The sequence below is a fragment of the Brevibacterium sp. AGC70 genome (assembly GCF_057334195.1).
Map to the genome: position 1 here is coordinate 141,034 of NZ_JBHFIH010000009.1, position 11,653 is coordinate 152,686.

The 11,653-nt window shown below is 61.7% G+C and carries 12 protein-coding genes; 3 read left to right on the forward strand and 9 right to left on the reverse strand.

Features of this window, described 5'->3' with window-relative positions; all coding sequences use genetic code 11:
* Positions 1-89: 89 nt before the first annotated feature.
* The 7 genes from ACE03M_RS06080 to ACE03M_RS06110 form a co-directional block, all read right to left on the reverse strand.
* Positions 90-536, reverse strand: a complete 447-nt coding sequence (locus ACE03M_RS06080; protein WP_313900569.1) for a transglycosylase family protein — start codon at positions 534-536, stop codon at positions 90-92.
* A 225-nt stretch (positions 537-761) separates the two neighbouring features.
* Positions 762-3,143 carry an ATP-binding cassette domain-containing protein gene (locus ACE03M_RS06085; RefSeq protein WP_485933150.1) on the reverse strand — a complete coding sequence of 794 codons (2,382 nt, stop codon included), beginning with the start codon at positions 3,141-3,143 and terminating at the stop codon, positions 762-764.
* Between the two features lie 5 nt (positions 3,144-3,148).
* Complete coding sequence (locus tag ACE03M_RS06090) at positions 3,149-3,568, reverse strand: VOC family protein (protein ID WP_143921660.1); 420 nt, start codon at positions 3,566-3,568, stop codon at positions 3,149-3,151.
* A 1-nt stretch (position 3,569) separates the two neighbouring features.
* Positions 3,570-4,013: a helix-turn-helix transcriptional regulator gene (locus tag ACE03M_RS06095; RefSeq protein WP_485933151.1), complete on the reverse strand. Its 444-nt coding sequence runs from the start codon at positions 4,011-4,013 to the stop codon at positions 3,570-3,572.
* Positions 4,010-5,554: an APC family permease gene (locus tag ACE03M_RS06100; RefSeq protein WP_485933153.1), complete on the reverse strand. Its 1,545-nt coding sequence runs from the start codon at positions 5,552-5,554 to the stop codon at positions 4,010-4,012. The genes ACE03M_RS06095 and ACE03M_RS06100 overlap by 4 nt, the downstream gene beginning before the upstream one ends.
* Positions 5,555-5,578: 24 nt before the next feature.
* Positions 5,579-6,931 carry a flavin monoamine oxidase family protein gene (locus ACE03M_RS06105; RefSeq protein ID WP_485933154.1) on the reverse strand — a complete coding sequence of 451 codons (1,353 nt, stop codon included), beginning with the start codon at positions 6,929-6,931 and terminating at the stop codon, positions 5,579-5,581.
* Positions 6,932-7,033: 102 nt separating this feature from the next.
* Positions 7,034-8,005 carry an SDR family oxidoreductase gene (locus ACE03M_RS06110; protein WP_143921664.1) on the reverse strand — a complete coding sequence of 324 codons (972 nt, stop codon included), beginning with the start codon at positions 8,003-8,005 and terminating at the stop codon, positions 7,034-7,036.
* 64 nt (positions 8,006-8,069) lie between these two features.
* Between ACE03M_RS06110 and ACE03M_RS06115 the strand changes: the two genes are divergently transcribed.
* The gene (locus ACE03M_RS06115) at positions 8,070-9,026 is read left to right on the forward strand and encodes a helix-turn-helix transcriptional regulator (protein ID WP_485933156.1); all 957 of its coding nucleotides are present in this window, start codon (positions 8,070-8,072) and stop codon (positions 9,024-9,026) included.
* 16 nt (positions 9,027-9,042) lie between these two features.
* Here the strand turns inward: ACE03M_RS06115 and ACE03M_RS06120 are convergent, their stop codons facing one another.
* Positions 9,043-9,681 (reverse strand): septal ring lytic transglycosylase RlpA family protein, encoded by a 639-nt coding sequence (locus tag ACE03M_RS06120; RefSeq protein ID WP_485933157.1) that lies wholly within the window; start codon positions 9,679-9,681, stop codon positions 9,043-9,045.
* A 359-nt stretch (positions 9,682-10,040) separates the two neighbouring features.
* Positions 10,041-10,364 (reverse strand): hypothetical protein, encoded by a 324-nt coding sequence (locus ACE03M_RS06125; protein WP_260848016.1) that lies wholly within the window; start codon positions 10,362-10,364, stop codon positions 10,041-10,043.
* 55 nt (positions 10,365-10,419) lie between these two features.
* Here ACE03M_RS06125 and ACE03M_RS06130 point away from each other — a divergent pair, with 55 nt between their 5' ends.
* Entirely contained in the window at positions 10,420-11,163 is a 744-nt protein-coding gene (locus ACE03M_RS06130) for a glycerophosphodiester phosphodiesterase family protein (RefSeq protein ID WP_143921668.1), read from the forward strand.
* A 77-nt stretch (positions 11,164-11,240) separates the two neighbouring features.
* Positions 11,241-11,582: an RNA polymerase-binding protein RbpA gene (locus ACE03M_RS06135; RefSeq protein WP_143921669.1), complete on the forward strand. Its 342-nt coding sequence runs from the start codon at positions 11,241-11,243 to the stop codon at positions 11,580-11,582.
* Positions 11,583-11,653: the final 71 nt, after the last annotated feature.

Here is an 11,653-nt window from a genome sequence, read left to right on the forward strand (position 1 = left end):
GCTTAAATGCCATCCGTCCCCGTCGTTGTGCTGATCGTGCGTCAGTGCTGATCGTGCGTCAGCGAACTGCGCCTGTATCAGCGGGTGACTCAGCTGCCGCCGAGTCCGACCTTTCCGTCATCCTTGGACCCACCATCGTCCTCAGATCCGCCGCCGTCATCTGCTGCGCCGTTGGCCTTCGTCAAGCCGGCCTCTTCACCGCAGACCGGCCATGCACCCGGACCCTGCTCCTTGAGAGTCTTCTGAGCAACGTCGATCTGCTCAGCCTTGCTGGCCTTATGAGGCATGCCCTCACCGCCGAACGCGTTCCAGGTCTGCTCCGAGAACTGCAGACCACCGTAATAGCCATTACCGCTGTTGATGTGCCAGTCGCCGCCGGACTCGCACTCGGCGACCTTGTCCCAGACGCCGCCCGAAGACTGAGCCCCCGTGGAGGCCTGGGCTGGACCGCTCATTCCCGTCAGTCCGGCGGCGGCAACCGCGCCGGCTCCTGCAACGAGGGCGACCTTGCGGAGGCTTGTGCTGTAGAGGTTCACTGTGTCATCTCCGTAATACGACTGCATTTCGGTTTTGTAACCCGGTCGTTACCGAGTCGTTATACACCGTAACGGATATGACGCAAGGATTGAACTGGAATCCACTCCTCCGCCCTCAGAATCGACGCACAGAAGCCACAACGCGAACTGAACGCGCAGCGCCTATGGTCGACTCCCCTGACTGCGTTCGACTCCCCTGTTGTCAGGCTCATACACCTGAGACACTCATACACCTGAGACATAGGCTGCAAGGTGCTGCGCGGTCAATGTTGCGTTCGGCCGTGAAACAGAGGCGACGAGCTGTTCCGGAGTGCCTTCGAATACAACCCGACCACCATCGTGACCAGCACCGGGACCCAGATCGATGACCCAATCGGAGTGGGCCATGACGGCCTGATGGTGTTCGATGACGATGACCGTCTTCCCTGCATCCGCGAGACGATCCAGCATGTCCAGCAGGTTCTCCACATCGGCAAGATGCAGGCCCGTCGTCGGTTCGTCGAGGATGATGACAGGTGCAGAGTCCGCAGCTTTGGCCGATAGATGCGCAGCCAGTTTGAGGCGCTGCCGCTCGCCACCTGAAAGGGTCGTCAGCGGCTGTCCCAGACTGACATACCCGAGACCCACGTCGTCGAGGTGCCCGATGATCTTGCTGACAGCAGGTATTCGTGCCTCCCCTGCGGCAAAGTAATCGATCGCCGCAGTCACCGGCAGATCGAGCACCTCACGAATGTTCTTGCCGGCCAGGGTGTAGTCGAGGACTTCTGCCTGAAATCCCTTGCCCTCACACACATCACAGGGAGCCGACATTCCCGCCATCATTCCGAGGTCTGAGTAGATGATTCCAGCACCGTTGCAGACCGGACAGGCCCCTTCCGAGTTGGCACTGAACAGTGCAGGCTTGACGCCGTTGACCTTGGCGAAGGCCTTGCGGATCGGCTCGAGCATGCCAGTGTAGGTGGCCGGGTTGCTGCGACGCGAGCCCTTGATCGCCGCCTGATCGATCATGATCACGCCGTCCCGGCGACGCAGGGATCCTGCAATGAGGGTGCTCTTGCCGGAACCGGCCACTCCCGTGATGGCGGTGATCACGCCCATCGGCACATCGACATCGACGTCGCGCAGGTTATGGGTCGTCGCTCCCCTGATCTCGAGATGCCCGGTGGGTTCGCGAGTTGTCTTCTTCACCTGGGAGCGGTCGTTCAGGTGCCTGCCGGTGAGCGTGTCGCTGGCTGTGAGCTGATCGAGGCTTCCGATGAAGCAGATCTCTCCTCCGACCGTTCCTGCCCCTGGCCCGAGATCGACGATGTGATCGGCGATTCTGATGGTCTCGGGCTTGTGTTCGACGACCAGGACGGTGTTGCCCTTGTCGCGCAATGCGATGAGCAGCCCGTTCATCGCGGCGATGTCGTGAGGGTGCAGCCCGATCGTTGGCTCGTCGAAGATATAGGTGACATCCGTCAGCGAGGATCCGAGGTGACGCACAAGCTTGATCCGCTGAGCCTCTCCCCCGGACAGTGAACCAGCCGAACGATCAAGGGAGAGGTACCCGAGTCCGATGTCGACGAAGGCCTGCACATCTGCCGTCAGCGACCTCACAAGAGGACCCACTCCCCCATCATCGATCCGAGCCAGCCAGTCGAGGAGGTCAGAGATCTGCAGAGCACACACTTCGGCGATGGAGAGTCCTGCCAGCGAAGATCCCCGAGCCGCAGCGTTCAGCCTTGTGCCAGCGCACTCGGGACACTGCGTGTACACGACTGCCCGGTCGACGAACTCCCGCACATGCTTCTGCATCGCGTCGCGGTCCTTGGACAGAAACGAACGCCTGATCCGCGGAATGAGACCGTCAAAGGTCATGTTGGTGCCGTTGATGACGATCTTCTCGCCCTCGGCATAGAGAAGATAGTGCCGTTCGTCCTCTGAGTAGTCGGCGATCGCCTTGTCTGGGTCGAAATAGCCCGACTCGGAGTAGAACCGCACAGACCACCCACCGGGTTTGTATCCCGGTATCGTGATCGCCCCCTCGTTGAGAGATTTCGCCTCGTCGACCACCTCGGCGATGTCGATGTCTGTGGCTGTGCCCATTCCCTCGCAGTGCGGGCACATGCCGCCGTTGACGGTGAATGTCCGTCGCTCGACCTGTTTGTCGGTGCCTTTGTCGATGGTCACGGCGCCCTTGCCGCTGATCGAGGCCACGTTGAACGAGTAGGCATTAGTCGACCCGAGATTCGGTTGAGCCAACCTGGAGAACAGCGTTCTCAGCTTCGCATTGATGTCGCTGACCGTGCCCACGGTCGAGCGCGGATTGGCTCCGATGCGTTCCTGATCGACGATGATGGCGGTGGTCAGGCCGTCCAGCACATCCACTTCGGGTCGAGCCATCGCGGGCATGAACCCCTGGACGAAGGCACTGTAGGTCTCATTGATCAGGCGTTGGGATTCGGCGGCGATCGTCGAGAAGACCAGAGACGACTTGCCCGACCCGGAGACACCGGTGAATACGGTGAGTCGTCGTTTGGGAATGTCGACGGAGATGTCCTTGAGATTGTTCTCACGGGCACCCTGGACTCGAATCAGCTCATGGTTGTCGGCTTGATGCTGCATGCCGGTCAGCCGCGCTGCTGGACGCGGATCATGTTGCCGGCCGGGTCACGCAGTGCGAAATCCCGCAGACCGTATGGCTGGTCCATCGGCTCCTGCACGATGTCTGCTCCCCTGGCCTCCACCTCGGCGAAGGCTTCATCGACGTTCGTGCTGGCCAACACGATGGCCGCATAGCTGCCCTTGGCCATGAGGGACTCAATGACCTCGCGCTCGGCATCGCTGATGGTCGGGTCTGTGATCGCGGGGGTGAGCACGATCGAGGTGTCAGGCTGGCCTTCGGGGCCCACTGTCAGCCACCGCATCTGTCCGGATCCGACATCGAGGCGGACCTCGAAACCCAGAACGTCGCGGTAGAAGATCAATGATGCCTCGGCATCGGTGTGGGGCAGGAAACTGGCGTTGATCGAGATATTCATGATCGACATCCTAGTTCGGGTCGCCGGGCGGCACTTCTCGATTCCTGACGGGGCGAAGAACATTCTTGACGATGAACGTGGGCAAGTCGTGATCACCTTGGGCGAGGCCGGCACGATATCGAGACGGTGAGAGCCCTACGAGTTCGCTGAACCGAGTGCTGAAAGTGCCCAACGACGAGAATCCGACGGCAAAGCAGATATCCGTGATAGACAGGTCACCGCGCCGGATCAGCGCCATGGACCGTTCGATCCGACGCGTCATGAGATACGAATAGGGCGATTCACCATACGCGGCTCTGAACTGGCGGCTGAGGTGACCGGCTGACATGTGCACCCCGGATGCGAGCTCCTCAACATTGAGGGGACGGTCGAACTCTCTGTCGATCCGATCACGCACGCGTCGCAGCAGGACCAGCTGATGCACAGGCACGCGGTCGTTGCTGAACGTGTTCACTCCTCATGGACTCCCTGGCTCAGGGTCTCACCACGGAAGTAGCCGGGATGCCTGCGGGATTGGATGATCATGATGACTACGCCCAAGAGCAGGACTCCGATGCCCAGCACGAAGACCAGTCCGATGCCGAAGACCGATGACCCTGAGCCGTAGCCGGGGTCGAGGGAGTCGATCGCGGTGGTCACGAAGATCACCAGCAGAGTCACTCCCCCGACCAGTGGGAAGAGGAACCTGAAGAAGAAGTTCTTGACCCCGGCAAACAACGACCGGCGGAAGTACCAGATGCAGGCCAGACCGGTCACACCGTAGTAGAAGCAGACCATGAGGCCCAGTGCAGTGATCGTGTCCCACAAAGCGTTTTCCGACAGCAGCCGCATGACGACGTAGAAGATGATCGCGGCGCCCGCCGAGGTGACAGTGGCCACCGATGGTGACTTGTACCTGGGTGAGATGTTGCCGTACTTCTTCGGCAGAGCACCGTAGTGGCCCATGGCCAGGATCGTGCGTGAGGGTGAGACCATCGTCGACTGCAGCGAGGCCAAGGAGCTGGAGAGGACGGCGATCGAGATGAGGACCGCGAAGGGTCCCATCACTGGTCCGGCGATGGCCGCGAAGATGGATTCCTGATTCTCCGGATTCCCTGCGCCCAATCCGACTGTGCCGACTCCGGCGAAGGAGATGACGGCGACGGTGCAGGCGAGGTAGATGATGACGATGGCCACAATCGTGAGCATTGCTGCGCGGGCGGGAGTCTTCTGTGGGTCCTTCGCCTCTTCGTTCATGGTGATGACGGTGTCCCAGCCCCAGAAGAGGAAAATCGACAGGGACACTGCCGCCGCGACGGTCGAGAAGTCGCCGGCCTCGGCGGGGTTGAACCAGCCGAGTTCGACCGGTGTCGCGTCGAAGGCGGTGCCGTTGGACACGTGGACGAACGCCGCAATGACGAACCAGCCGAGGGCAAGGACCTGAAAAGCCACCAGCCAGACCTGGATCTTCTGGGTTGCTTCGACGCCCCGGTAGGAGATCCATGCGGCACCCGCAGTCAGGAGGATGGTGACGGGAATGTTGATCCACAGCGCCCGGGTGAGATCGGCGATCCCGGGGTCGGAGAAGATCTGAGCCAGCAGCAGGAATAGGAAATCCACGGCTACTGCAGCCAAGTTCGAGAGCACGAGGACTGTGGCCGAGATCAGCCCCCACCCTCCCATCCAGCCCAGCCAAGGTCCGAAGGCACGTGTCGCCCAGGTGAAGGTGGTGCCGGAATCGGGCATGGCGGTGTTGAGCTCGCGGTAGCCGAAGACGACGAGCAGCATCGGAACGAAGCCGATCAGCAGAATCGCCGGAGTGTGGACTCCGACCTGAGAAATCGTTGGACCAAGACCCGAGGTCAGTGTGTAGGCAGGGGCAATGCAGGAGATGCCGATGATGGCACCGCCGATGGCGCCGACCTTGCCTGCGGACAGCCCCTTGGAGCTCAGGCCCGAGTCGGAGCCGACGGGCGGGCTACCGGGCGGGCTGGGATTTGGAGGTGCCGAGGTCATCAGCTCAACCTTTCAGGGATGATGTCAGGTGCTCAGGATCTTTTCGGCAGTGTCCTGCCCGATTCTGACCGCACCGTCGACGTGCTGGTATCCGTGTGCGGCGATGTCCGAACTCGCGAAATGGATAGGGCCGACTGGATCGTTCTGGAACCGTCCCCACCGGTGCAGTCCCCCGAGATCGTAGCTCGTGGCATAGGCGCCTCGAGTCCACTCCTCGGCTCCGAAGTCAGACAGGTAGAACACCTCGGGCTCCAGAGCCTGCGGGCCCAGGAAGGCAGCCAGTGATTCGAGGATGCGCTGCTTGCGGGTGTCCTCGTCGAGGGCGAACATCGCATCGGCATTGATGTCGGAGATGAATCCGACGAGCGTTCCCTGCTCTTCACCGTGATTGGTGTTGTCATAGACCTCCTGCACCAGCTGCCCGGCACCGAATCCGGTTCCGCACAGGCCGTCTTCACGCCAGAACGGTGTCTGATAAGTGGCGTGGACCTTGATCACCAGCCCCATCGACTGGTGCTGGTGAAAGACCTGCTGGAGCCGGGGCAGATGCGGGGTGTAGCTGATGCGCGAGTACAGGTTCGGCGGGACGGCCACAATGGCACGAGCGGCCGAGACGTTCATCGCATCGGTGCCGACTCTCACGGACTCGTCGGTCCATTCGACCGTCCGAACGGGGCTGTCCAGGTGGACGACACCCTCGCCGAGTTCGGCCGCCATCTGCTCGGAGACCGACTGCATTCCTCCCACGACACGGCGGTCGAGAATGAAGTGGTCATCAACGAGATGAGTGAACGACCCCGCCGAGGCGGCCATGAGGATCGCCTGCAGTGCGGAGAATGCTGTGGCGGGCTTGGTCAGCATTCCCCCGGCGATGAACATGCCGATGTTCGCGCACGCGGTCTCATCGTCGGATTGGTTCCGGAGCCAATGGTGGAAGGACACCGAATCGAGTTCGGCCGCGTCTTCGGCTTCCCACGGGGCGGCGGGCCCGATGCGGGCGGCGAGCTCGTCCAACTTCGCGATCAGACGTTCCATCTCCGCTTGGGTGGACTCCCCCACCGGGAACATATCACCGCTGTAGACGGTACGTGTGCCATCGGGTGCGATGTAGACGCTGTCGCCCTCCCGGTAGCGCTGGTAGGTATCCTTGCCCAGCTCAGCGACGAGTTGAAGCAGCGCCGTCTGGTCCGGTGAGATCCACTGACCACCGATTTCGTACATCTGCCCGTCGATGTGATCGGTCCAAGTTCGACCGCCCACCCTGTCTCTTGCTTCGAGGACGACAACGTCTTTGCCTGCAGCCTGCAGCGTTCTGGCCGCGTTCAGGCCGGTCGGACCGGCTCCGACGATGACCACATCGCATGTTCGATCCGACAATCCGCACTCCTTCGACAGTTCCGCTTATGTGCTCACAGTAACCAGGGAACATCACCCTGCCAAGGCGGGTTCAGGATCGACTGCTGCGGTGCGAAATCGGTTTCAGCGGTAGTCACGTGCGTCCGCGCCCGAGTCGGCCTCCTTGGCTGCCATGAACGCCCAAGAATCCGGCCGGGAACCATCGATATCGTCGATGTCATAGAGATCGCCCAATTCGCAGCTATTGAGGGTTCTCGTATTGAAGCGGTGTCGGTCGGGATCGGATGCGAGTGCCACGAGCGTTCGTCCCAGAAATTGCGGAGTCTCCGAGATCGCGAAATCTGCAGGCGGCAGCTCACGAGTCGGGTCGAGGGAATCCTCGAGCCAGCTCTGCTCGGTCGTGTCGAAGAGATCGAGCATCATCTCCGATCTCAACCAGCCGGGGGTGATCGCTGCGGCCGTGCACCCAGATTCCTCCAGTTCGTGACCGAGCCCGAATGCCAGTCGGCTGACTCCGGTCTTCGTCAGATCGAGATAGATGCTCTCCCGGTAGTGCGAAGCATTGAACTCATACGTTCCATCGGTGATCTCGATGTGCAGACCTCCGGGTCTGCGAGTGAGCAGTGGCAGGGCGGCGTGCGCTGTGTTCAGATGCGTGATCAGTCCTGCATTCACCAGCCTCATCCCGGATTCGAAGTCGGTGTTCCAGAATTTTTCGCCCCAGGAGACATAGGCCTCTCCCCCGATGTCGTTGAGCAGAATGTCGAGTCGTCCGTGCTGCCCATCGATCCTCCGGATCACCTCGTCGATCAGTGGCGGTTGCAGATGATCGCAGACGATCGCCTCGGCGCGGCCGCCCTCTGCACGTATCAGTTCGGCAGTGCCCTCGATGGTCTCGCTCCGGCCGTAGTCGGAGGGCCGCATCGAGGTTGACCGACCAGTGCAGTACACGAAGGCACCGGCTCGGGCGAGTTCCCGGGCGATGGCGCGTCCGGCACCGCGTGTGGCGCCGGCGACCAGAGCGACTCGGTCGGTGAGTGACCGCTGGTTGGGAGGAGCGAACTGGGACGCTGTAGATTCGTGGTGAGAAGTCATGGTGACACCTTCTCGTGCAATCGCTGACACGCTATGTCAGTGACCATGATTATTCTTGGTGGGTATGAAGGCAGCACGGCTGGTGTCGGAGATCGTCATCCTCAGCGCGCGGACGGTGCCCATCACTGCTGCGGGTCTGGCGGCTCGCCTCGAGGTCACGCAGCGCACTGTCTATCGTGATCTCGGTGACCTGTCTCGTATGGGGGTCCCCGTCGTGACGGAGTCCGGGCCGGGCGGTGGTATCAGTCTGCTCGGGTCCTGGACCTCTCCCCTGTCGGGGATGACTCGTGATGAGCTGGATTCCGTGCTCATCGGTGGTTTCGCTGCGGCTGATCTCGGGTACTCCGGGGAGCTGGCGACCGCACGGGAGAAGATCCTCTCCGAGACGGATTCAGTCTTCTCATCGGATGTGCTCATCGACGGGCCAGATTGGTTCAGGACACACGAGCGCCCGGATGAGCTTTCGGTCATTGCGGCGGCGCTGCGTTCGCACCGGGGTCTGCGATTCGACTACGCAAGCGGCAGTGATTGCCTGATTCGCACCGTCATACCATTGGGACTCGTCGTCAAGGCAGGGCGATGGTATCTGGCCGCGCAGCCACCTGGTGGCAGGCCACGGACCTACCGGGTCTCGCGCATCACTGAGATCAGACTGCACTTCGTCTCCGCCTCACGCCCGCCGGGCTTCCACCTCGGCGACTACTGGGCGAGGTCTCAGATCGAATTCGACCGTGCGATCCGATCTGCGACGGTGAAGCTGCGAGTACCCAGCGAAAGCCTCGGCGATCTGCGACGTGCGGTTCCCGGGCGAATCACGGATGAGGCGATCGAGTCCGCCTCGACGGCAGATGGTACCTCCCCAGCAGAGGAAGCAATTGTCGTCGACCTGCCGATGGAGCCATTGGATGTCGCTGTTTCGCAGCTGATCACCATTCGCGGGGTCGAGGTGATATCACCTCTGGAACTCCGTACGGCGCTGCGCGAGCAGGCACGTCACACAGCTGAATGCAACGGCCTCTGAGGAATCAGAACGACGTTTACTGAACCTCGTACTTGCCGTTGATCTGCCCGGCTCCGACTCCGCCGACCGCTTCCATGGCCGCTTTGGACAGGTCGATGCAGCGACTGCCGTGATAGGGGCCACGGTCGTTGATGCGCACCGTCACGGACTTTCCGTTGGCTGTGTTGGTGATCTTCACCTGCGAGCCGAACGGCAGTGACTTATGCGCTGCGGTCAGCTTGTTGGTATCGAACAGTTCGCCGCTGGCTGTCTTTTGACCATCGAATCCGTCGCCTCCACCGTAGTACGACATTGGACAGGTACCGGACTGACCTGCGGAGTCGCCGGACTTGGACGGATCGTCGTTGGCATCGGGCGTCGGCTCCTTCGAGTCTGAGCCGCCGGTGGCGGCATCCTCGCTCGTCGAATCATTGCTTGTCGAGTCCTTGGTTGCGGACTCGGTCGGGGTCGGGCTCGGTGTCTCGATCTTGGACTCGAGAGAGATCTTGCCCGGCTTCTCTTCGGCCTGCTTCTTCGCTTTGGCCAGGGACTCGTCGGGGATTTGCGTCGCTTCGGCTGCTGCGACGACTGGGGCCTCAGCAACGACCTGCTGGCCGCCGCTCGCGTTGTCGGGGACCATCGCCAAGCTGGAGGCGATGACTGCTGCGGTCGCCACGGTGGGAACGATGAATGCTGAGAGAACCGGGCGAGACCGCACTGATGCCAGTACTCCCCCTGCGGTGTTTCCAGCGCTATCGGCTTGTTGCGGCGAATGCCTTCCGGACTTCCTCTTAGGTGCTTTCAGCGCAGAGAAGAGCGAGCCCGTCGTTGTCGAACGGGGCGAAGAGTGTTTTCCCACAGTGAGTCCTCGTAGTCATTGGCCGGTGTTTCGGCAACCGGGAGACTCAATGATCGAGTGCACCTCAACACTGGCTCCAAGTTATCGGATCGTTACCTGAAGACAGTGTAATTAAGAAACTGTTACAAAAGCAATGCGGCACGCTCGACGAGCGTGCCGCATTGATAGGTATCAGGTCACTTCGACTTGCGCGTCACCAGTCTGCGCATGCCATCGGCGCCGGTAGTCACTGTTTCCTGTGCTTTGTCGAATGCGCGTTCGACCTTCCCGCTGCGCACGGCGTCGTCGATCGCCTGGGAGACATTGCCCAGCGCCTTCTTCACGTTCGCCTCGGTCGTTTCGATGAGGCGGGAACCCGACGTCGCCTCGCGAGCATTCCTCACGCTGCTGGTGGCCGCACCGTAGGCTCTGGTGGCGGCCGAACGCGCCTTCTCGGTCGGTGTCCGCTTGGTGGAATCGATGACGTAATCAGGTTCGATCGGATCTTGTGTTCGGCTCATGTCTCCATAGTTGTCGACCCCGACTCCAAGGTCAACAGCAACATAGGATTGGACCATGAATTCTCAGGCAGAGATCATCGCCCACAGAGGCGGGCAGTGGCCCGGCATGAGTGAGAACACTCTTGAGGCATTCACCGCCGCCCATCGGGCAGGTGTGCGGTGGATGGAGACCGACGTCCACGCCTCGGCCGACGGCGTCCTGTTCGCAGCCCATGATGCCGACCTGGACCGCATTGCCGATCGCCCGCACCGCATCCGCGACCTCACCGCCACCGAACTCGACTCCGTCGAACTCCTGGCCGGAGGTCGTCTTCCCCGGCTGTCTTCTCTCCTCGAGTCGATTCCGGAGGCGGCGTGGAACATCGATGTCAAGGCTGCCGTCAGCATCGCCCCGATGGTTCGATTCGTCCGCAGACTCAACGCCGAAGGGAGGATCCGGCTTGCTTCATTCTCGTCGTCGACCCTGCGCGTTCTGCGAGAGGCCCTGCCTGGGGTCCGATCCTCAGCAGGAGTCGTGGAGTCCGCGATGTTCGCAGCGGGAGGACTGCCCGGAGTGGCCGAGTCCGGCCCCTGTCCCCTGCCGGCCGGCCTCGATTCGCTGCAGGTGCCGATGTCATTCAAGGGCGTGCCCGTCATCACCGAGGATTTCGTGTCTCGGGCTCACCACTCGGGTCTGCAGGTCCATGTATGGACCATCAATGACCCTGCTTCGATGCGTGTCCTCCTCGACCTCGATGTCGATGGAATCGTCACCGACGACGTTGAGGCCGGGCTGCGCGAGCTCGCGGCTCGGACCTGAGTGCTGGGAATAGGCGCGGACGGTAGACTGTTCTTTCGTATGAGACGTCTGCAGTCGAGTCGGAAGGTGAGAGAGATATGAGCGAACGCAGTCTCCGCGGTACACAGTTGGGCTCACGCAGCCTGGAAACGGAAGAGGGCGTCGAACCAGCGCCTCGCCAGATGGTCGAATTCGAGTGCGAAGATGGAACCAGGTTCAAGGTTCCCTTCTCGATCGAAGCCGAAGTTCCCTCCACCTGGGATTCGGGCATCCACGGCGTCGGCACCCGTGTCGGCGTGAACGAGCCCGATGGCGAGCCGGGCAAGCACGTGCGCTCCCACTGGGACATGCTGCTCGAGCGCCGCTCCTTCGACGAACTTCAGGTTCTGCTCGATGAGCGACTTGCTGTGCGCCGCGGTGAGGTGCCTGCGCAGGCCTGAGGGCCTCTGCACTGAATCGCACGAGCACACCTGAGCAAGAAGGGGGGGGGGGGGGGGGGGGGGGGGGGGGG